21 protein-coding genes are annotated in these 19,898 nt (G+C 61.6%); 5 read left to right on the top strand and 16 right to left on the bottom strand.

All coding sequences use genetic code 11. The annotated features are described in order from the left end of the window. Positions 1-38: 38 nt before the first annotated feature. The 3 genes from ABUE31_RS21570 to ABUE31_RS21560 all read left to right on the top strand — a co-directional run bounded on the left by ABUE31_RS21570 (position 39) and on the right by ABUE31_RS21560 (position 1,768). Complete coding sequence (locus ABUE31_RS21570; RefSeq protein ID WP_367725818.1) at positions 39-905, top strand: papain-like cysteine protease family protein; 867 nt, start codon at positions 39-41, stop codon at positions 903-905. Positions 906-981: 76 nt separating this feature from the next. Beyond that, positions 982-1,188, top strand: coding sequence for a hypothetical protein (locus ABUE31_RS21565; protein ID WP_367725817.1), 207 nt, complete (start codon positions 982-984; stop codon positions 1,186-1,188). Positions 1,189-1,534: 346 nt separating this feature from the next. Then, positions 1,535-1,768 (top strand): hypothetical protein, encoded by a 234-nt coding sequence (locus tag ABUE31_RS21560; protein ID WP_367725816.1) that lies wholly within the window; start codon positions 1,535-1,537, stop codon positions 1,766-1,768. A gap of 368 nt (positions 1,769-2,136) precedes the next feature. Here the strand turns inward: ABUE31_RS21560 and ABUE31_RS21555 are convergent, their stop codons facing one another. From ABUE31_RS21555 to ABUE31_RS21515, 9 genes are all read right to left on the bottom strand, one after another. Continuing rightward, positions 2,137-2,589 (bottom strand): helix-turn-helix domain-containing protein, encoded by a 453-nt coding sequence (locus ABUE31_RS21555; RefSeq protein WP_367725815.1) that lies wholly within the window; start codon positions 2,587-2,589, stop codon positions 2,137-2,139. Next, the gene (locus tag ABUE31_RS21550; RefSeq protein ID WP_367725814.1) at positions 2,519-3,022 is read right to left on the bottom strand and encodes a DUF4258 domain-containing protein; all 504 of its coding nucleotides are present in this window, start codon (positions 3,020-3,022) and stop codon (positions 2,519-2,521) included. Before ABUE31_RS21550 ends, ABUE31_RS21555 begins: the two co-directional genes overlap by 71 nt. A gap of 108 nt (positions 3,023-3,130) precedes the next feature. After that, complete coding sequence (gene nusG / locus ABUE31_RS21545; RefSeq protein WP_367725813.1) at positions 3,131-3,778, bottom strand: transcription termination/antitermination protein NusG; 648 nt, start codon at positions 3,776-3,778, stop codon at positions 3,131-3,133. 59 nt (positions 3,779-3,837) lie between these two features. Then, positions 3,838-4,236: a hypothetical protein gene (locus ABUE31_RS21540; protein ID WP_367725812.1), complete on the bottom strand. Its 399-nt coding sequence runs from the start codon at positions 4,234-4,236 to the stop codon at positions 3,838-3,840. A gap of 501 nt (positions 4,237-4,737) precedes the next feature. Then, positions 4,738-5,655, bottom strand: a complete 918-nt coding sequence (locus ABUE31_RS21535; RefSeq protein ID WP_367725811.1) for a primase/helicase family protein — start codon at positions 5,653-5,655, stop codon at positions 4,738-4,740. Further along, entirely contained in the window at positions 5,652-7,244 is a 1,593-nt protein-coding gene (locus tag ABUE31_RS21530) for a DEAD/DEAH box helicase (RefSeq protein ID WP_367725810.1), read from the bottom strand. The genes ABUE31_RS21535 and ABUE31_RS21530 overlap by 4 nt, the downstream gene beginning before the upstream one ends. Continuing rightward, positions 7,241-7,591 carry a hypothetical protein gene (locus ABUE31_RS21525; RefSeq protein ID WP_367725809.1) on the bottom strand — a complete coding sequence of 117 codons (351 nt, stop codon included), beginning with the start codon at positions 7,589-7,591 and terminating at the stop codon, positions 7,241-7,243. Before ABUE31_RS21525 ends, ABUE31_RS21530 begins: the two co-directional genes overlap by 4 nt. Then, entirely contained in the window at positions 7,588-8,763 is a 1,176-nt protein-coding gene (locus ABUE31_RS21520) for a ParB/RepB/Spo0J family partition protein (RefSeq protein WP_367725808.1), read from the bottom strand. Before ABUE31_RS21520 ends, ABUE31_RS21525 begins: the two co-directional genes overlap by 4 nt. Then, entirely contained in the window at positions 8,760-8,981 is a 222-nt protein-coding gene (locus tag ABUE31_RS21515) for a hypothetical protein (protein ID WP_367725807.1), read from the bottom strand. Before ABUE31_RS21515 ends, ABUE31_RS21520 begins: the two co-directional genes overlap by 4 nt. Before the next feature lie 379 nt (positions 8,982-9,360). Between ABUE31_RS21515 and ABUE31_RS21510 the strand changes: the two genes are divergently transcribed. Further along, positions 9,361-9,966 carry a hypothetical protein gene (locus ABUE31_RS21510; protein WP_367725806.1) on the top strand — a complete coding sequence of 202 codons (606 nt, stop codon included), beginning with the start codon at positions 9,361-9,363 and terminating at the stop codon, positions 9,964-9,966. 7 nt (positions 9,967-9,973) lie between these two features. Here the strand turns inward: ABUE31_RS21510 and ABUE31_RS21505 are convergent, their stop codons facing one another. The 6 genes from ABUE31_RS21505 to ABUE31_RS21480 all read right to left on the bottom strand — a co-directional run bounded on the left by ABUE31_RS21505 (position 9,974) and on the right by ABUE31_RS21480 (position 17,072). Further along, positions 9,974-11,215 carry a tyrosine-type recombinase/integrase gene (locus tag ABUE31_RS21505; RefSeq protein ID WP_367725805.1) on the bottom strand — a complete coding sequence of 414 codons (1,242 nt, stop codon included), beginning with the start codon at positions 11,213-11,215 and terminating at the stop codon, positions 9,974-9,976. Positions 11,216-11,749: 534 nt separating this feature from the next. Then, positions 11,750-12,577, bottom strand: a complete 828-nt coding sequence (locus ABUE31_RS21500; RefSeq protein ID WP_367725804.1) for a dipeptide ABC transporter ATP-binding protein — start codon at positions 12,575-12,577, stop codon at positions 11,750-11,752. Then, positions 12,574-13,446: an ABC transporter ATP-binding protein gene (locus ABUE31_RS21495; RefSeq protein WP_367725803.1), complete on the bottom strand. Its 873-nt coding sequence runs from the start codon at positions 13,444-13,446 to the stop codon at positions 12,574-12,576. Before ABUE31_RS21495 ends, ABUE31_RS21500 begins: the two co-directional genes overlap by 4 nt. 2 nt (positions 13,447-13,448) lie before the next feature. Continuing rightward, positions 13,449-14,372 carry an ABC transporter permease subunit gene (locus ABUE31_RS21490; protein WP_367725802.1) on the bottom strand — a complete coding sequence of 308 codons (924 nt, stop codon included), beginning with the start codon at positions 14,370-14,372 and terminating at the stop codon, positions 13,449-13,451. Between the two features lie 9 nt (positions 14,373-14,381). After that, entirely contained in the window at positions 14,382-15,386 is a 1,005-nt protein-coding gene (locus ABUE31_RS21485) for an ABC transporter permease subunit (RefSeq protein ID WP_367725800.1), read from the bottom strand. Positions 15,387-15,476: 90 nt separating this feature from the next. Beyond that, a complete protein-coding gene (locus tag ABUE31_RS21480) occupies positions 15,477-17,072 on the bottom strand; it encodes an ABC transporter substrate-binding protein (RefSeq protein WP_367725799.1) in 1,596 nt (531 codons plus the stop codon). A gap of 284 nt (positions 17,073-17,356) precedes the next feature. Between ABUE31_RS21480 and ABUE31_RS21475 the strand changes: the two genes are divergently transcribed. Continuing rightward, complete coding sequence (locus tag ABUE31_RS21475) at positions 17,357-19,141, top strand: long-chain-fatty-acid--CoA ligase (protein WP_437344174.1); 1,785 nt, start codon at positions 17,357-17,359, stop codon at positions 19,139-19,141. A gap of 24 nt (positions 19,142-19,165) precedes the next feature. Here the strand turns inward: ABUE31_RS21475 and ABUE31_RS21470 are convergent, their stop codons facing one another. Then, on the bottom strand, positions 19,166-19,876 hold the full coding sequence (locus tag ABUE31_RS21470) for an HAD family hydrolase (RefSeq protein ID WP_367725798.1): 711 nt from the start codon (positions 19,874-19,876) through the stop codon (positions 19,166-19,168). Positions 19,877-19,898: the final 22 nt, after the last annotated feature.

Genomic DNA, 19,898 nt, shown 5'->3' with positions numbered 1-19,898 from the left:
GCGGTGGTTCACAACCGTGGCTGCCGTGATCCTGCCTGATGCCTTGCATCTCTCGCATAGGGGCTGGCGGGATAGCTGCTGGTGCCTCAGTCCGTTGTCACCGCGCCAAATCGCAAGGTGGTACCAGCGATGATAACCCTCTGTTTCTGGCGAGCGAAGGTTGCGTTTTGCCTTGTCGGGCATTTTACTTGGTGCTTTGCTATCTAGAGGCAGAAGGCCAAGCGACAATGGACCAATTCAGCTTCACCAGGCGCAGTCTGATTATCGGGGCAAGTTCTGCCGCCGTCTCTAGCCTTTCAGGCTTGCGGGCTGCATCTGCACTGAACGCATGTCCCTATTCTACGCCGCCAGGTGGGTGCTCTGCCTTGATCGATCCCCAACGCTTTTTGCGGGACAACATCAGCCAAAGGCAGCGTCAGAGTCAGTGGTGTTGGGCGGCTTGCGTCTCCATGATCTGCAATTGGCACAACCACCCAATCTCGCAAGACAGCATCGTGAACAGGGTGTACGGCGGATTGGTGAACATGCCGGGGGACGACCGTGTCCTGACGTCCACTCTGAACAGCCAGTGGACCGACGACGCAGGTGTCTCCTTTTCCATTTCCGCGAGGACATTTAGTCCGATGCTCGGCACCAACAATGTGAGTAACCAATTGGTGGTGGACGACCTCACCAGAGATCGTCCTCTACTTGTAGGAGCGCGGTCGCATGCAACGGTGCTAGCTCGCGTAGACTACCAACCTACGCAAAGCGGTCAGCCTCAGATCTTCCAAGCTCATGTTATCGATCCGTGGCCTGGAGCGGCTGCGGCTCCCTACTATGCTCGTTTCCTGGCCCCGGACGAATTGGTGCCCGCAACACTAGGCGGCAGTCTTCGATTCTTGGCGAGTATCCGTATCATGTGATTTAGCCGCCCAGCTTGCGGTTGTGCGGCATCGTGTGTTTTCCTGTGCCTGTGCTGTCCTTGGAGGGGAGGCGACAATGTTTTTGATGCTTACCGACACGCAGGGGCGAGAATTTGCGGTCAACATGATCAACGTGGTCAAAATGCAGGAGTTTGAAGGCCCAGACGGGCTCTACACGCTTCTTTGGTCAAATGCGCCTAGCGGAGACGGCGTCTTCTCGATGCACGCAAGCGAGCGACTTCAGCGCATCATGCAGCTTATCCAGATCCGCGAAGGCGCATAGGGGTAACCGTGTGCAAGGGCAGGTGAAGAGCCGCCATTTGCCCCAACGGCACATAGGTGAATTGCATCAGCAAAATGGGCTGAGGCGATCGGCCAGGCACTGATGTACGCCAGCGAGTTGTAGCGGTTACCCGGCGACCGCAGCCTATGCCTAAAGCACGCCTACCTGATCGAGCAGACGGTGACCTATTGGCGGATCGGAATGACCGTCTGGCAGTGTTAGGCTGACGTCCAGAGCCTCGACCAGTGCCTCAAGCGCGAGTTCATGCAGAACTGAGGTTCAGGCTTCGCCATTGCCGAGCCCTGGTGTTGGTGGTTGGATGTCCGCTCCACAGAGGGAGGGACGGATGGCACACGAAGTCATTCTTGAAACGAATATCAACCAGGTTGTGAACAAGGACGTCAGCATCACGGTCAGGGTGGGACCGGCTGGGAAGTTCAAGAAACTGGGCAAGCTCCTTGTCAGCAAGGGCAACATCGAGTGGCTGCCTGCCAACAACTCCGTCAATAAGTTTCGTCTACCTTGGACCGAACTCGCCGCTCTTTTGGAGGCCAAAGGGCGAAAGGTAAAAGTCCCTTAGACCCGAGCCGATTGCCTCGGCCTCATCTTTTGCCACGAGCCCTCATTGCGCTCAGGTTCAGCGCATCGCGCCTTCCTTCCTGAGCCGGGGCCGCTCCGCTGGCAGCGCCCGAAGGCCCCCAACAGTCAAGCAGATCGTCCGTAACTCCGTGTATCCGATGTGCAAAAAATAATCAACCGGCTACGTTCAGCGTGCAAAATCTCAAGTCATATGTTGCGACCATGGGCAAGGCGTTTGAATCCAGTTGGCCGTCGAAGGAATGGATCAACCAGGTGCGCAAGGTGTGTAAGAAGGCACCCGGTTGGAGACAGCGTCGATTGACGAATTGCAGGCATGGCGGCGAGGCTAACCCCGCCGCCATTGAAAGCTCAGGCTGCCAACAATTCATAGCCGCCATTGTCGTTGGCCATCTTAATATTGATCGGCTGCGGCTGGACGGTGGGAATGCTGCGCCTCGAAAGCTCATCAATCCCGGAGTCGGTGTCCAAATGCAGCTTCTCAATAGCCAAACGGCGAATGATCGCTTCGGCAGTGCTATCGATCTCATATTCGCCGCGCTCCCAACGGCCAATCGACTGCTTGTCATGGTGGACAAGCTCGGCCAATTCAGCCTGCGTGTAGCCCATTTCGGTACGCAGGAAGCGCAGCTCATCGCCGCTCATTCCGTGCTTATGCGAAACGATACCTAGCGCAATCACGTGGTGAAGTTCGTTTACGGCAGGAATCGTGATGATTTCATCACCGTCATCGTCAATGACGAATTCCAGCCCGTCGATGAAAACGTTCTGAAGACCGCTTTCGGTGTAGTGATGGGTGCTCATCTGACTCTCCAATTATGTTTCCTGCGCGGGTTTCAGTTTCATCAACCCACATGACTGTTATGATTTTCAGGAAACACGCTTTCCTATCTGGGATAACGATAACTCTTACTGCTCTACTTCCGCTGTTCGGACATGTACATTCCACCCCGTATTTGTTGTAACCAGCTCGCGTCGATGGCTCGGGATCGATATGCACGAAGCCATTTTTCAAGACGTACAAGACGTCCGACATGATCAAGTCTCGCGCAGCCATCTGATCGGTGGCGTGGCGCTTATAAGATATCGTGAGACGCGCAGATCGTGCTATCTCACGAATACCATCTGTCGCCTTAGCCTTCGTCCAGTTGCTGTCGCTCGCCGTCAACGCATAGGCTCCATGATGGTTGCTCCATATATCATGGTGATACCTGCCGCCAGTGTAAATAGGCAACACATGATTTACGTTGAGTTAAGCCGCCGCACGCTGCCAATATCCCGCCCACACTCGCGAAACCGGATGATTTGAGCGCGCCGCCGAGGTTGGCGAAAGCGTCGGCGCAGACTATGCCGCCTTCGATCCGGGCGTTCGAGGCGTGTCCTTGAGCCGATCCGGATCAAACTCGACCGGCGTCATCCGGCCGAAGATATCAATCAGCGCGATCACCCGATCGTCATGCGTTAGCTTGTCGACTTCGGCGATGAATGAAGCGAACGGCCCGTCGTCAACCTGGAACCGACGGCCACGGGCGAACCGATACTCAAGCTTCTCGCGGCCCGTGTCGCCGCGAGCGCGCTTTCCTGCCGCTGTCTCGTCATAGACCGAGCCGAACTCCTCCTCGATGATGATCTCGACGACCGGCGCTGGAATGCGCAGTGGACCCTCATGCCCCTTTAGCGGGCCAAGGACGCCAGCAATGCCAATCTCAGGGTCGTGCGGATCACCAACCACTTCACGCCAGTCGTCGACCGGCCGGTCCTTCCGAGGGTGCACGATGAACATGTATCCCGGCATGAGGGGCGCATGCTTCTCGACCCAGACGCGCTGCTGCCGGTTGTGCTTGTCGAACCGGCGCCGCGGCAAATACACGTCATAGCCTTTGGCAGTCAGCTTCTCGAATATCTCGTCTTCCATGCCGGCGCGGACGCGGAGCACAAACCAGCGCTTGTCGTCTACGGAGATCGTCATGCAGGCGGCTACTGATATTTTCATTCTGACACTGTCCTGTTCTTTCCCGTTCCCGATGATGGACGATCAGTTCGGCGAGGGAGTCACATTGGAACTCTAGCCGCACGAATTGGCTCGTACTGGCCTCCGGCTTGGATCGCGCGCAACATTGACCGCGCCCAGCCGCATTCCGTGATCTTCCCGATTTCCGCCAGCCAGATTTGGCAGACATCTCGCCAAAACTCCTCGGTGAGCGCGCAGATGTATTCGCTCTGCATGAAGTCGTCGAAGACCGCCTTCGCGTTGGCCTTCGGGTGCTTCCGCCAGTCAGCCATGAAGGCTCCGGCTGAGTTGTCGAATCGCATCGCGAAACTTCGATCTCCGGCGCGCGGATCAAATGACGCGAACACGGCGATGTCGTCGCTGGGAACGCCGGTCGGAACGTCGTTCCAAAGAATGATCGCCGTCGCTTCGGCAATCAGGTTGTCGTTTGTAGGCTCCATCTTCAGAACCAACCTTCCATGTGTGAGTATCCTGTGATCTGAGATTGTCTCGCCCCTTTCAGGCTTCCCAATCCCCGGTTCCACTTCTCTCCGGACACACTTCGCCCATCAGGACGAAGTGTGACGCGATTCCGTGCCTGTCGGGACGGTTCTCGCGCACACCTGGATACGTGACTGTCTCTGAGAGACACGGACCGGGGTTGCCCTGTCGGCCCTACACGCGCATCGCTTGGCAGCGGCACCTCTCCAAAACCATCCAGGCGATCAGGGAGAAGCTGCACCTCCTTTTCAGGGTGCGTCCTGTGCGGGTACTGGTGCTTCCGCGTTCGGAGCCGGTCTCGTATTCCGGATTGTCTCCGCCCGGCGCGGCCGGGACCTGTTGCGGCTATGTTGTCGCTGTTGCCGGCGCGACGAACGGCTTTACCAGACCGCTCCCGGAAGGGGCTCAGGCGTAGACGCCACTGCCCACAAGACCCTTGGCACCATCGGGCCGCGTCGCTTCTACAAGACCGCCTCCCGTATGAAGTTGGACAGCAACCGTTGCACCCCGAAAATTCCGTCGCGCAGGTGCAAGTCGTTGAGATCGTCGCCGAGCTGCGGCGGCATCAGGTAGGGCAGGTTCGTCTGCCTCGCATACCACTCGCCAGTTCCGAGTCCGTCATACTGACGAAGCGGCTTGTCGTTGTCGGTGACGATCGCTCGCCTGCCCTTCAGTGACCGGGCGACAACCTTAACGTTGTAGGCGGAGAAACAGCACAGGACGCAGTCGCTGCGATGTAACGCCTTGAGCGCCGTCCGGAGCGACAGGCCGGTCGCAAAGCCCTCGCAGAGCCAGGTGAAGGAACCGGACGACAGACGCTGCGCGGCGCCGTCCATTTCGCCACCGGCGAGGAACTTCTTCGTCCCATCTTCCCAGATCAACTGCAGGCTTGAAACCCGATTGCCGATCCGCGCCGGGACCAGGATCGCTTTCTCACCGACGTGCTCGGGAAGCAGGTATCTGCCACCGATGTCCAGAACGGAAGCGGCTTCAATCACAAGCGCCCGCTCATGCTGGAAGCCCTTGCCGATCAGGTACGGGTGCTGCGCCGGCTTCGCCTTCGCGATCATCGAGGCGGCGATGTCAGCCGCGGCCTTCGCCCGCCTTTTCTGCTCCTGCCCGTCGCGCTCGATCTGCCTTGCGATTTCCTTCCGCTCGACGGGAGAGAATTCGTCTTTCAGAGCTACAGTGCGTTGCTCCCCGGTCTGCCAGTTCCATGCCGTGACGTGGTGCTCGTTGACGATAACCCGCCCGTCGCCCCTGCCCGACTTGCCGGACAAGGTGTCGGTCTTCATCCAACGGCCAAAGGTGGTGACGCGTTTCGGCACGGTGATGCCGACTTGGTCGCAGGCTGAGGTGATGGCCTGCTCGACGTTCATGCCGCCGCCTTTCTGCCGGCATTCTTCCGGAAGCGGCGAATCTCCCGCTCGACCAGTTGCCACGCATCGAGATTGACGCGGTTGTGCTCGCAGGCGGCATCGTACAGTCCGTAGGGAAGCTTGCTGCCCGGATAGATGCTGCGCCAGACGCCGTAGGCCCATTTGCGAGCGGCATCCTCGCCCTGCCGCCCGTTCGTAATGCAGTAGGACAGCGCCGCGTTCCAAACCCCACGGGGATCCTTGAGGCACTCCGCCCTTAGCCCCTTTCGCGGCTCGAATGCCTTCCGAAGGCTGAAGTCGACATCGATCAACTCGCCTTCGACGACCTGGATTTCTCCATACTTGGGCCGCTGCCAGCCGCATCCGCCACAGGTGTCATGGTGCGGCTCCATCTGCATGCCGCAATCGCCGCAGAAATATTTCTGCTTCACCTTTTCCGTCGGCTCGCGCGCCTCGCTGTCCTTTTTCTGGGCGTCGGACAGGTTGTCGACGCCATGCTCGAAGAGCCACGCAGTCTCTTCAGCGAAAGTGATGCAGTTGCCGGAGTGATCGAGCCACAGGCCAAAATCCTTGCCGTCGGCGATCCGCATCACCCGGCCGAGCTCCTGGACGTGCGACGATAGAGATTTCCGGTACGGCCTACACGAGATACCGCACTTCACGTCCGGCACGTCGAAGCCTTTGGTCAGCACCGCGCAGGAGACGAGCCCGTCGATCGCGCTGTCCGGCTTGCGGAACTCTTCGATCTTCGCCCGACGATCCGCGTCCGAGGCGTCGAGGTAGCTGATCTGCTGGAAATTGTAGCCCGCCGCCGCGAACTGCCGGCACAGTTCATCGCCATGCGCCACGGATGGGGAGAACACGATCGTCTTGACCGGCCCGCCAAAATGCGAGCGCGTCTGCTGTATCCAGGTATGGATGACGTCGCCGATGATCGTGATGCCGCGCTGCCCGGCCTCTTCGTCCTCGTACTCGCCGGTGAACTTTTTCTTGGCGCCCTTCATGTCGGGCGTGACGCAGGCCTTGATCTTGAGCGGCGTCAGCCAACCGTCTGCAAGAAGCTGGTTCGTTGTGGCGCCGTTGACCAGCGCATCCCAGTGTTCAGCCATACCGTCGGTAAAGGGCGTGGCAGTGAGCCCTATTACCTTGGCGCGGGCGCACCGCTCGACAAGCTTGAGCGTCGATTTGTATTCGCAGTGCGCCTCATCGACGATGATCAGGTCCGGCAGTTCGTCGTCACCGTATTGGCGCCGGCCGATCGTTTGCGCCGAGGCGACCTGAACCGGCTTCGTCGGGTCGGTCAGCCAGTGGTCGGCTTGAATGATGCCGTGATCGATACCGTATTTCGCGAACCGCTCACTCGTCTGGTCGATCAGGGTGACGCGGTCTACGATGAACCAGACGCGGGATTGCTTGATCTGGCTTTTCAGGATCAGGTCGATCGAGGTCTCGGTTTTTCCAAACGCCGTCGGCGCAACCAGGATGATCCGACGAGCCCCTTCCCGAATTCGCTGGCGCAAGTGTTCTTCGGCGGCGACCTGGTGCGGGCGCAACTCGATCTGTTGGTGGAGCGGGAGGAGCGCGTTCATGCTGCCCTCGGCGCTTCGTCGATCATGCGGCCGCACGTCGTCAGGAACCACGACCAGTCGACTTCATCGACGTTGGCCGGTTTCGTCCTGGTCAGGTAGCGGGCGAACTGTTCGGCCCACTCACGCGGCATGCCGCCATCGAACTCGACGATGGCCGCGCGTTCCTCGAATTCGATGTTCTCGTCAGACACCAGATATTCGGCGATGACCTTGGCGTGCTTCGCGATGTAGGCGGCGGCCGTCGGCGGCAGCTTCTGCCTGTTGACGATCCGCAGCGCGTTCCCATCGAGCACGATGTTCGCGCCGAAGGACCGCACCCGGTCGACGAGATCGGCTATGTCGCTCACAGCGGGATCACCTCGTCGTTGGACTGTTCGAGGGGGATAACGACATCATTTGACCAGCCAAGATCGATCGCGCGCTTCTGCCAGGACTTCGCCTTCTTCGCCCAGCCGGCCTTGTCCTCGCTCTCCTGAACGAGGCGGGCCTTCAACACCCGGATTTCTTCGTCTTTGCCCGCGATGACGGCGTCAAAGCCGCCCTGTTCGAACTGGACGCGCATCGCTTCGAATTTGGCGTTTGTGGCCTTTAGTGCGTAGACCTCGCCGTTGAGTGCGGCGACTTCCTGCTCAAGTTCGGCGATCCGTTCGTCCGGCACCTGCGAAGCCTTGGACCGCGCCCGCCATTCCGCCGTTACCTGTTGATGGTCCTTGATCGCCTGGGGAAGAGCAGCGACATGAGCGGCGCGGGTCTCTTCGTTCTTGACTTGCTCGGCCTTCGCGCCAGCCTGGATTTTGGCGGCTTTGTTTTGGCGGGCGCGGTCCCGTTCCCCGTTGCGAATGCGGGTCAGTTCACGGCTCGCTACGGCAAACTGATCGTTTGGCGGATATTTCTTGATCTCGTCGAGGAACACGCCTGTATCGAGTTCGGTGCCCCGGATCATGTCGATGACTTCGGGAATGACCTTCTCGCCGCGCTCGGCGTCGCGGCGCACGGTGCGCTCCGGCTTGCCGGTAGCCTTGGCTGTTTCGGTTGCGAAGCTGTTGGTATCCGAGTGGCCAAATTGGCCACTCGGTCCTGTAGCATTGCTGCCGTGGGCAGTCTCGGGATGGATTTCGAGATAGATCGCCTTGCGGCGCGCTGTCTGTTGCGCGCGTTCGGCTGGCGACAGCTCGGCCCGGCATAGGTTCTCGTCGATCATCGCCAGTTCTGCGTGAACCGAGTCATGCACAACTATGACGCAGGGCACGTGACGCCAGCCAAGCCGTTCGCAGGCGTACCATCGATGACGGCCTGCGACGATCTCGTAGCCAAGGTCACTGTGGACGAAACCTTGCTCGTCTTCGCGGGGCGTCACGCGGATCGGATTGATAAGACCCACCTCTCCTATGCTTTCGGCAAGGGCAGCGATCGTGTCGTCGTTAGCGGGGCGGGCGTCGGGCCTTGGATGCAGTTGATCGATCGGCAGTGCTTTGACGATGCCGTCGAGGAGGCCCGCGAGATCGACATACTCGCTCATGCGGCGCCCCCAAAATTGGGACGAAAGATAATTGCCGTCGGCGCCGGACAGGTCGCGATCTGCTTCCCCTGGCCCAAGTAGAGGTTCTGGAACCTCACCCATGCCTGCGCAGTGTCATGACAGTCGGCAAAGGAGGCAGACTGATCCGACTTAACCTTCTTGACCTTCCAATCTTCCCACGCATCCAGCGCAGCTTGAACTTCCTCCTGCCTGGTCATTGCTGCCCCCGTTCCGCCGTGGAACTCACGGGTTTCGAGAGTTTTGCCTCTGCCCAAGCATCGAGTTCGTCGACCGGGTAGAGCGGGATGCGGCCAGCGTATTGCATTGGCGGGCCGCCCCCGACCGTGGCCCATTTGTTCAAGGTCGCAACGGTGGTCGGGTAGCCATGTCGCGTCATAAGATAGCCCGGCACTTCGATCCGCCTCAGCCGAGGCTTAAGCATCTCATTCACCAAAACCTCCGTCACTTCCGTTGGTAACGGATTGATACTAGACGGGCGCTCTTTGCTCGGTCAATATCAAAAGTGACGGAACTTCCGTCTATTGACGCACAGACGGGGCATACTCCACAAGGAAACCGCACTCTTGGGAGCCGAACATGGCCGATAAGCCAAAAAAAACGCTGAAGTTTCAGATGATGATGTCGCCCGAGGAGGCCGAGGTGCTCGACAACTGGATGTTTGAGAACCGCATCCGGTCGCGCGCGGAGGCTATTCGACGGCTATGTCAAATTGCCCTGCTCGTGCAGAAAGACCTAAATCCCATAGTCCATCGGTTGGCTAAAGCCACGGGGCTTATGGGTCTGGTTGAAGAAAAGTGGGACCGGATCATTACGGAGGAAAAAGACCTCAACACATACGCGAAGATGGTTGCGATGCTCTTCGCCGAGACCTTCCCTCCAATGCAACGGGAAGCGTACGACGGTCACAACCGCCTTGCCGACTTAGGATTGAAAGTCAACGCAATGCTTGAAGCGCGTGACGTTCCGGAAGGCATGCAAAAACTGAGGCAAGTTCAGATAGACATCGAAGAACGCCTACGGGATTGGGAGCGTGACGAGCCCGAGGAGACCTTTTTTCTTTCCAAAGATAAGCGAAAATTTAGTCGGATCGAAGATGCAGATGAAGCGCTAGCATTTGCCCGCGAGTTATTGGATGCGTGGTTGCCGCCACCCAAGCCAGCGAACAATCTTTCAAAAAAATAGACTTTGACTAGCACCCCATCTGGCGCTCGACCTCGCCGGCAATTTTGTCCGCCGCCGCTATCAGAACCGAATCCAACCTGTGCGTATATCGACTAGTGATACCCTGCCCGCCATGACCGAGACAGGCGCCGATCGTGCTGTCGGTAAAGCCGAGGTCGGCGCCGACGCTGGCGAAGGAGTGTCGCAGCACATGCGGTGTGACACCATCTAGGCCGGCCGCCTTGAACAGCCCGCGATATGATCGCTTGACGCCTGCGTACGGCATATCGTCGAGACGAGCGGCCGGAAAGACATAAGGATTTCCCTCACGAGCATGCGCGTGCACCCGCGCGAGAAGGGTCTTTGCGGGCGTGCCGAGCGGCCGCACAGACTTGCCTGTCTTCGAATCGGCCAGAACCAGCAGCGAGTTCTCGAGGTCGACTTCCGACCACTGCAGATTTTCGACTTCGCCTATCCGGCAGCCAGTCAACGCCGCCAGCTTCAGCATCGCAGGCCCTTGCCATGACGGAGAGGTAAGCCCTGTCTCGACGACTTTGCCAAAAGCCTTATATTCGTCCGGCGTGAGGCGCCGATCCTTCTTGCCGGCCGCGGGCTTCTTCACGCCGAAGGTGGGATTGATGTCGATGACGCCTTCTCCCACCGCGTAGGACAGGATCGTGCCCAGCGCAGCGACAGCGCGAACCGCAGAGCCCGGCCCGCCGGAAACCCGCACACGCCCCCGCAGCTTCCCCGACGGCTCCTTGGCCTTCGCTGTCTTGCCCGACTGGACATCACGGATGAATTTCACAACGTCGGCGCGCCTCAGGTCGATGACGAGTTTCCTACCCAGCAAGGGCTTCACATGCGCCTCGACCATGCTGTTGTCAGCGGAGAGTGTACGAGCCTTCTTCGGCTGCCCCTTCCTGCCGATGACGAGGCCCTTGTCAGCCGCGGCGAAATAGCTGTCGCAGAGTTCAGAGACGGTCAGGGAACTGCGTCGAGTCTTACGTTCGAGCTGAGGATCTTCACCCTGGACGGTGCTGCCCAACGTCTTGATCGCGAGCTTGCGCGCCTCTTCCGTCGTGAGCGGACCATGCCTGCCGATCGTCATACGGCGGCGGGTAGTGCCGGCCCGATAATCAACGAAATATGTCTTCGTCCCCTTCGGGTTGACGAAGAGCCCGAAACCTTTCAGATCAGAACACCAGACCGTGAATTGCTTGTCGCGCGGTTTGCTATCGTCGACCACGCTCTTTGTGAGTTTCGGCACCCCTGACCCCATCATCGCGGAAAAAACTCACCACATACTCACCACGAAATCGGAAACGTGGGAAGATGGCGGAAAACTCGCGAAAGGTGCATATGCGGACAAGCTGTTGCTTCTAAATCGAAAATAAAGCCCCGGAAAAGTTCTGCACATTTGCGCAAAACATATCCGAGGCTTTTCGTAATGATGGGGTCGCGTGTTCGAGTCACGCAAGCGGCACCAGCACTTCAAGCACTTTGCCGATCCAGTCGCCGCGTCCGCACAGAGACCCCTCTGGCAGGCGATCTCACAAGGGGGAAAGCTGCGCGAAGAGAGGCGCCGCTGATCTGCGGGGGATCCCGCAAACGCCTGGGGCATCGCCCGAAAGGATCCGTTCGTCGAAGCCGGCATCCGTGTGCCCGAGGTGCACAAATGGACGGTCAATGAAGGCCGGATCACGGTATCCGTCGATATCGCGACGTCAACCGCCAGCCTGCCCTAGAGACGCACCCACCGGGCAGCCAAACCGGCCGGCTTGCCGACAGTCTGCGAGCCTGCTCAGGCAGCCTTCTTCTTCGCCAGGCGCGCCTTGATGCTGGCGACGTCGGCGCGCGGCGTGGCGGCGAACAGGGTCTTGGTGTAGTCGTGCCGCGGGTTGGCGAACACCTCGTCGCGCGTGCCGTATTCGACCGCCTCGCCGTAATACATCACCATCACCTCGTCGGCGATGTAGCGCACGACGGACAGGTCGTGGCTGATGAAGACGTAGGTGAGCTGGAACTCGTCCTGAAGGTCGGCGAGCAGGTTGAGCACCTGCGCCTGCACCGAGAGGTCGAGCGCCGAGACCGGCTCGTCGAGCACCAGCAGGCTGGGATTGAGCATCAGCGCGCGGGCAATGGCGATGCGCTGGCGCTGGCCGCCCGAAAACATGTGCGGGTAGCGGTGGTAGTGCTCGGGCTGCAGGCCGACCTTGGTCAGCATCGTCATGGCGCGTTCGCGCCGTTCCTCGGCGCCGACGCCGGTGTTGATGAGCAGCGGTTCGCCGAGCACGTCGCCGATCTTCTGGCGAGGATTGAGCGAGCCATAGGGGTTCTGGAAGACGATCTGCACCTTGCGGCGCATTTCCGGCGTCAAACCGTCCTTGGCGACGTCGACCTTCTGGCCGTCGATGAACAGTTCGCCCGCCGTCGGCGCGTCGATCATGGTGACGATGCGCGCAAGCGTCGACTTCCCGCAGCCGGATTCACCGACGATGGCAAGCGTGCGCCCCTTATCGACCGAGAAGCTGACGCCTTTCACCGCATGCACGGTGCGCGGCGGCGAAAAGAGGCCGCCGCCGACATGGTAGTCGCGCACGATGTTTCTGGCTTCGAGGACCCTGGTCACAGCGGCGGCTCCATCATCGGGGTGTTGACGGCCGCCGCCTCGGCCTCGACGAGGAAGCCGTCGATGGTCGGCAGCCGGTCGCCCGTCGCGTTGTCCGGCAGGGCCGCGAGCAGCGCGCGGGTGTAGTTGCTCCTGGGGCTCTCGAAGAGCGACAGCACGTCGGCCTCCTCCATCTTGCGCCCCTTGTACTGAACGATCACGCGGTCGGCCGTCTCGGCCACCACGCCCATGTTGTGGGTGATCATGATCAGGCCCATGCCGTATTCGGCCTGGAGCCGCACCAGCAGGTCGAGAATCTGCTTCTGGATCGTCACGTCGAGCGCGGTCGTCGGCTCGTCGGCGATGAGAAGCTTGGGGTTGCAGGCAAGCGCGATGGCGATCATGACGCGCTGGCACTGGCCGCCGGACATCTGGTGCGGGAAGCTCGAAAGCCGCTGTTCGGGCTCGGGGATGCCGACCAGCGTCAAAAGCTCGATCGCGCGGGCGCGACGCCGGGCGCGGTCCATCCCCATATGCACCCTGAGAACTTCCTCGATCTGGAAGCCGACCGTGAAGCAGGGGTTGAGGCTCGCCATCGGCTCCTGGAAGATCATCGCCATGTCCTTGCCGACGAGCTTGCGGCGTTCCTTGGGCGAGATGGTCGCGAGGTCGACGCCGTCGAACATCATCCTGTCAGCGGTGACCTTCGCGGTCCACGGCAGCAGCCCCATCACGGCCAGCATCGAGACCGACTTGCCGGAGCCGGATTCGCCGACGACCGCCAGCACCTCCTTGCGTTCCACGGACAGCGAAACGCCGTCGACGGCGCGGAACATGCCGCTCGCGGTCTCGAACTCGACGACCAGGTTCTCTATTTCGAGAAGCGCCATGGTCAGCTCCTCTTCAGCTTCGGGTCGAGCGCGTCGCGCAGGCCGTCGCCCATCAGGTTGATCGCCAGCACGGTCATCAGGATCGCCAGCCCCGGCAGCGTCACTACCCACCAGGCGCGCAGGATGAACTCGCGCGCCTCGGCCAGCATGGTGCCCCACTCAGGCGTCGGCGGCTGTGCTCCCATGCCGAGGAAGCCGAGCGCGGCGGCGTCCAGGATGGCGTTGGAGAAGGACAGCGTGGCCTGGACGATCAGCGGCGCCATGCAGTTCGGCAGGATGGTCACGAACATCAGCCGCAGCGGCTTCGCCCCCGCCACCCTGGCGGCGATGACGTAGTCGCGGTTCTTCTCGGCCATCACCGCGGCGCGCGTCAGACGCACGAAATGCGGCTGGAACACCAGGGCGATGGCGATCATGGCATTGGTCAGGCCAGGCCCGAGCACCGCCACCAGGACCAGGGCGAGCAGCAGCGACGGGAACGCCAGGATGATGTCCATGACGCGCATGATGGCGGTGTCCACCCAGCCGCGGAAATAGCCGGCCACGACGCCGATGACGATGCCGCCGATCAGCGAGATCGTGGTGACGATGACGCCGATGAACAGCGAGTAGCGGGTGCCGTAGATCAGCCGCGAGAGGATGTCGCGCCCGACGGGGTCGGTGCCGAGCAGGAACGCCGAGCGCCCGCCCTCCTGCCAGAAGGGCGGCACCAGAACGGCGTCCCGATACTGCTCGTTGGGTCCGTGTGGTGCGATCAGCGGCGCGAAGACCGCCAGCAGCACCAGGAACACGAAGAAGACCAGTCCGACGACGGCCCCCCTGTTCTCGGAAAAATAGAACCAGAACTCGGCAAATCTGGCGCGGCGGGACGGATCGACCGGATCGGAGCCCGTGAATTCGCCGGAAGGCGCGGCAGGTGTGGCCATGATCGCTCCCTAGTGCCGGATACGCGGATTGATGAGACCGTAGAGCAGGTCGACGATCAGGTTCACCAGCATGATCAGGCCGGCGATGATGAGCAGGCCGCCCTGGATGACGGGGTAGTCGCGGCGGAAAACCGAATCCACCATCCATTTCCCGATGCCGGGCCACGAGAAGATCGACTCGGTCAGGATGGCGCCGGCGAGCATCACGCCGACCTGCAGGCCGATGGTGGTGATCACCGGGATCATGGCGTTGCGCAGCGCATGGATGCCGACGACGCGGAACGCCGAAAGCCCCTTGGCGCGGGCGGTCCGCACATAGTCCTCTGACAGCACCTCGAGCATCGCGGATCGGGTCTGGCGCGCGATGACGGCGAGCGGGATCGTGCCAAGCACGATGGTCGGCAGGATCAGGTGGCTGGCCGCCGAGGTGAAGGCTCCGTCCTGGCCCGACAGCAGGCTGTCGACGAGCATGAAGCCGGTGACCGACGGGAAGAAGAACATCAGCGAGATGCGGCCCGACACCGGCGTCCACTGCAGGATGCCGGAGAACAGGATGATCAGCAGCAGGCCCCACCAGAAGATCGGCATGGAAAAACCGATCAGCGCGGTGCCCATGATGATCTGGTCGAGGACGGAGCCGCGCTTGATCGCGGCGAACACGCCGGCCGGAATGCCGAGAACGATGGCGAAGATGATGGCGCACAGCGAGAGTTCCAGCGTCGCCGGGAACAGTTGCATGAACTGGCCGAGCACCGGCTCCTTGGTCGAGATCGAGGTGCCGAAATCGCCCTGGAGGACGCCCCAGAGATAGTCGAAGTACTGGACCACGATCGGGCGGTCGTACCCGAGTTCGTGCGAGATCTGGGCATGCCGTTCGGGCGACATCACGCGCTCGCCCGAAAGCAGCGCGACCGGGTCGCCCGGCAGCAGCCGGATGAAGGAGAAGGCGATGATCGAGACCCCGATGAAGGTCGGGATCAGCACCGCAAGCCGCCCAAGAAGGAACCGGAACATGTCGAACCCCAGCGCCAGCCATCAGCCGGCATACTATAACAAAAAGGGGCGTCCGCGTCGCGAACGCCCCTTTCGACTATCTTTTCGACGTCATTCGACGATGTCGACGCCGTCGAACGCGAAGTCGCCGAGCGGGCTCTGAACGAAGCCCTCGACGTTCTTGCGCATCGGGACGATGGCCAGCGAATGGTCGAGCGTGGCCCACGGAGCCTCGCGCTTGAACACGACCTGCGCCTCTTCGTAGAGCTTGGTGCGCTCGGCCTGGTCGCTCACTTCCTTGGCCTTGGTCACCAGGTCGTCGAACTCCTGGTTGCACCACTGCGCGCGGTTATTGCCGCCGACCGCGTCGCAGCCGAGCAGCGTGTCGAGGAAGTTATCCGGGTCGCCGTTGTCGCCGGTCCAGCCGAGCATCACGGCACCGTCACGGTCCTTGGCCTTCGACTTGTCGAGATACTCGGCCCATTCGTAGGACACGATCTCGACGGTGACGCCGATCTTCGCGAAGTCCGACTGGATGAGTTCAGCCGCGCGGCGGGCGTTCAGCATGTAGGGCCGCGCCACGGGCATCGCCCACACCTTCATCTGGAGACCGCTGACGCCGGCATCCTCGAGCATCTTCTTGGCTGCATCGGGGTCGTACTTGTCGTCCTCGATGGCGTTGTTGTAGGACCACATCGTCGGCGGGATCGGGTTCTTGGCCGGCGTCGCCGCGCCCTGGAACACCGCATCCACGATCGCCTGCTTGTTGATCGCCATGTTCAGCGCCTTGCGCACCTCGACCTTGTCAAACGGCGCCTGCGTCGTGTTGTAGGCGAGGTAGGCGACATTCAGGCCTTCCTGCTCGGCCACCTTCAGGTCCGGATCGGCCTTCATGGCAGCGACGTCGGCGGCATTCGGATACGGCATCAGGTGGCATTCGCCGGCCTTCAGCTTCTGGTAGCGCACCGAAGCGTCGGTGGTGATGGCGAAGACCAGGTCGTCGATCTTCTGCTTGCCGCCCCAGTATTCCGGGTTCGCCTTGTAGCGGATGACCGCGTCCTGCTGGTAGGCGACGAACTGGAACGGACCGGTGCCCAGCGGCTGCTGGTTCATCTGGTTCATCTTGCCGTCAGCCTGCAGCTTGTCGGCGTATTCCTTCGACAGGATGGACGCGAACGGCATCGCGACGTTGGCAAGGAAAGGCGCTTCCTTGCGCTTGAGCGTGAATTTCACGGTCATGTCGTCGACCTTCTCGACCTTGTCCAGAAGGTCGGGCATGCCCATGCCGGCAAAGTACTCCCAGGAACCGCCCTCGACGTACTTGTGCCAGGCGTTGTCCTCTTTCCACTGGCGCTCGTAGGAGAAGACCACGTCATCGGCGTTGAAGTCGCGCGTCGGGGTGAAGAACTCGGTCGTCTGGAACTTGACGCCGGGGCGCAACTTGAAGGTGTACTGCAGGCCGTCGTCGGAGACCTCGTAGCTCTCGGCAAGACCGGGTTCGACCTCGGTGGTGCCCTTCTTGAACTCGAGCAGGCGGTTGTAGACCGTGTGGGCGGCCGCGTCGAAGGTGGTGCCGGCCGTGTAGAGGCCAGGATCGAAGCCCTCCGGCGAAGCTTCCGAGCAGTAGACGAAAGTCTTCGCATTCGCCACGCCGCTCAACACGGTTGCAGCCAGCAGCGCGGCCGCAAAAGTGGTCTTCTTGAACATCAAAGTCTCCCTGATTGGTGTTCCAGGCCCTCTATCGGGACCGGAAAGCGCGCATATAATCACCCTTTCGCCACATTTGGAACTCCCTGCCTGCTTGCCGTACCGTCAGGGAAAAACATTCCCGCCTGCCGCGCCCCGTTGGGCGATCATACCTTGGCCATCGCCGCGCCGGGCGCCGTTGCAAGCCGGCTTGCGCGCCGCCCGAAGCCATACATAATGACGTCAGGCCGTCCGCAATCCCGCTCGAAGCAGGCAGCGACAACACAACCCTTGAGCGGGCGCCAATGCAGCCAGACGCGCCGAGGGAGGAAGAATTGGCGACACCGACGAGCACCGGCGACCAGGCCGCGCGGGGCAAGGCGCGCAAGGCTAAGACCCCGGAAGGCGCAGGCGCGGCGCTGATCGCGGCCGGAAAACCCTGGCTGGGCAGCTATCCACCCGGAATACCGGCCGAGATCACGGTGCCGGCCGGTTCCATCGGCGACATGCTGGTCAGGTCGTGTCGCGAGTTCGCCGGGCGGCCGGCATTCACCTGCATGGACAAGTCTATCAGCTACGCCGAGCTCGAGCGGCAGTCGGCGGCCTTCGGCGCCTGGCTGCAGGGACGCGGCATCGCCCCGGGCGCGCGCGTCGCGGTCATGCTGCCCAACGTCCTGCAATACCCGGTCGCCATGATGGGTATCTTGCGCGGCGGCTACACGGTGGTGAACGTCAACCCGCTCTACACGCCGCGCGAACTGGAACACCAGCTCAAGGATTCCGGCGCCGAGGCGATCGTCATCCTGGAGAATTTCGCCAGGACGCTGCAGGCGGTCGTCGGCAAGACCGACGTCAGGCACGTCGTCGTCGCCAGCATGGGCGAGATGCTGGGCATCAAGGGCGTGCTGGTCAATTTCGTCGTCCGGCGCGTCAAGAAGCTGGTGCCGGCCTGGTCCCTGCCCGGACATGTCACGTTCAGCGCGGCGCTCAAGGAAGGATCCGGCCAGCAACTGACGCCCCGCAAGGTGGCCGGCGAGGACGTCGCCTTCCTGCAGTACACCGGCGGCACGACAGGCGTTTCGAAGGGAGCGACCCTTACCCATGCCAACGTTCTCGCCAATGTGATGCAGCTCGGCACCTGGGTCGAGGACGCCTACCGGGTCAGGCCCCGACCGGCGAGCCAGGTCTTCATCTGCGCGCTGCCGCTCTATCACATCTTCGCGCTGACGGTGAACGCGCTGATGGGCATGCATATGGGTGCGCGCAACGTGCTCATCCCCAACCCGCGCGACATTCCGGGCTTCGTCAAGGAACTGGCCAAGTACCGCTTCCACATCTTCCCGGGCCTCAATACGCTGTTCAACGCGCTGCTCAACAACGAGGACTTCCGCAAGCTCGACTTCAGCGAACTGGTACTGTCGCTCGGCGGCGGCATGGCGATCCAGAGAGGCGTCGCAGAGCGGTGGAAGCAGGTGACCGGCAACACCATCACCGAGGGCTATGGCCTTTCGGAGACCTCGCCGGTGGCGACCGCCAACCTGGTAGTCGGTGGCGAGTTCACCGGCACGATCGGACTGCCCCTGCCCTCGACCGACATCGCCATCCGCGACGAGGACGGCAAGGACCTTCCCTACGGCGAGGTCGGCGAGATCTGCATACGCGGCCCGCAGGTGATGGCGGGCTACTGGAACCGGCCCGACGAGACCGCCAAGGTCATGACGTCCGACGGCTTCTTCAAGTCCGGCGACATGGGCTTCATGGACGAGAAGGGCTACACCAAGATCGTCGATCGCAAGAAGGACATGATCCTGGTCTCCGGCTTCAACGTCTATCCGAACGAACTGGAGGAGGTGATCGCGCTGCACCCGGGCGTGCTCGAGGTCGCCGCCATCGGCGTTCCCGATGAGCACTCGGGCGAGGTGCCGAAGGTCTTCGTCGTGCGCAAGGACCCCACCCTGACCAGCGAAAACCTGATGGCCTACTGCCGCGAGAACCTGACGGGCTACAAGCGTCCCAGGCACATCGAGTTCCGCACAGAGCTGCCGAAGTCGCCGGTGGGGAAGATACTCAGAAGGGAACTGAGGGGATAGAACGCGGTTGAGCCGGCGAGCGCCCTATCGACTGGCGGCGAGGTAGCCCGGCAGGTCGGCGATCGAGTCCAGCACCACGTCGGCCAGCGGCGCGAGCGATTCGCGCGTGCCGGTGCCTGACAGCACGCCCACCGCCAGCCCCGCACCGCCTGCCTTGGCCATCTCGAGGTCGTGCCGGTTGTCGCCGACCATCGCGATCTCGGCGGCCTTCAGCCCGGTCAGGTCGCTGAACGCCTGGATCGTGTCCGGCGCCGGCTTCGGGTTCGCGACGGCGTCGTAGCCGTAGGCGGCGTCGAACATCTGGGCCACACCGAGCGCCAGCAGCGTCTTCTCGGCGCCGCTGGTGGAATCGTTGGTCGCAACGCCGAGCCTGAAGCCCTGGCGGTGCAACGCGGCGATGGCATCCCGGCTGCCGGGCAGCGGTACCGACTGGAGCGCGCCCTGCTCGGCGGTGAAATTGTCGAAATAGGCCGTCATTTCCCTGCGGCGGGCCTCATCCGACCCGGCATACCAGAGCGCCACGATGTCGGCGTTGGTGCCGGCGGCGAAGACCGAGTCCGCACGGAAACGATGCCGTTCGTAGTCGTAGCCGGCCAGCACCATCAACGCGTCAGCCCTGCCGCGGTCGCCGTCGGCCGCATGCATCGCCATGAGGTCCGCCAGCGCGTACCAGGTCTGCTGGAAGTCGACCAACGTCCCGTCCTTGTCGAACAGGATTCCTCTTATTTCCGCCAAGATCGAATGCCCCGATATTGAT

It is taken from the genome of Mesorhizobium marinum, from assembly GCF_040813675.1.
Taxonomy (GTDB): domain Bacteria; phylum Pseudomonadota; class Alphaproteobacteria; order Rhizobiales; family Rhizobiaceae; genus Mesorhizobium_K; species Mesorhizobium_K marinum.
Note: the sequence above shows the minus strand (reverse complement) of the source record. Positions and strands in the feature narration are given on the sequence as shown.

Bases quoted from the DNA above. Each gene is read 5' to 3' on its own strand.
- ABUE31_RS21515 (WP_367725807.1), bottom strand. From the start codon at position 8,981: ATGACCAGGCAGGAGGAAGTTCAAGCTGCGCTGGATGCGTGGGAAGAT.
- ABUE31_RS21535 (WP_367725811.1), bottom strand. From the start codon at position 5,655: ATGAACGTCGAGCAGGCCATCACCTCAGCCTGCGACCAAGTCGGCATC.
- ABUE31_RS21555 (WP_367725815.1), bottom strand. From the start codon at position 2,589: ATGAGCACCCATCACTACACCGAAAGCGGTCTTCAGAACGTTTTCATC.
- ABUE31_RS21540 (WP_367725812.1), bottom strand. From the start codon at position 4,236: ATGGAGCCTACAAACGACAACCTGATTGCCGAAGCGACGGCGATCATT.
- ABUE31_RS21520 (WP_367725808.1), bottom strand. From the start codon at position 8,763: ATGAGCGAGTATGTCGATCTCGCGGGCCTCCTCGACGGCATCGTCAAA.
- ABUE31_RS21490 (WP_367725802.1), bottom strand. From the start codon at position 14,372: ATGGCCACACCTGCCGCGCCTTCCGGCGAATTCACGGGCTCCGATCCG.
- ABUE31_RS21565 (WP_367725817.1), top strand. From the start codon at position 982: ATGTTTTTGATGCTTACCGACACGCAGGGGCGAGAATTTGCGGTCAAC.
- ABUE31_RS21475 (WP_437344174.1), top strand. From the start codon at position 17,357: ATGCAGCCAGACGCGCCGAGGGAGGAAGAATTGGCGACACCGACGAGC.
- ABUE31_RS21480 (WP_367725799.1), bottom strand. From the start codon at position 17,072: ATGTTCAAGAAGACCACTTTTGCGGCCGCGCTGCTGGCTGCAACCGTG.
- ABUE31_RS21485 (WP_367725800.1), bottom strand. From the start codon at position 15,386: ATGTTCCGGTTCCTTCTTGGGCGGCTTGCGGTGCTGATCCCGACCTTC.
- ABUE31_RS21530 (WP_367725810.1), bottom strand. From the start codon at position 7,244: ATGAACGCGCTCCTCCCGCTCCACCAACAGATCGAGTTGCGCCCGCAC.
- nusG (WP_367725813.1), bottom strand. From the start codon at position 3,778: ATGAAAATATCAGTAGCCGCCTGCATGACGATCTCCGTAGACGACAAG.
- ABUE31_RS21510 (WP_367725806.1), top strand. From the start codon at position 9,361: ATGGCCGATAAGCCAAAAAAAACGCTGAAGTTTCAGATGATGATGTCG.
- ABUE31_RS21560 (WP_367725816.1), top strand. From the start codon at position 1,535: ATGGCACACGAAGTCATTCTTGAAACGAATATCAACCAGGTTGTGAAC.
- ABUE31_RS21495 (WP_367725803.1), bottom strand. From the start codon at position 13,446: ATGGCGCTTCTCGAAATAGAGAACCTGGTCGTCGAGTTCGAGACCGCG.
- ABUE31_RS21570 (WP_367725818.1), top strand. From the start codon at position 39: ATGCCTTGCATCTCTCGCATAGGGGCTGGCGGGATAGCTGCTGGTGCC.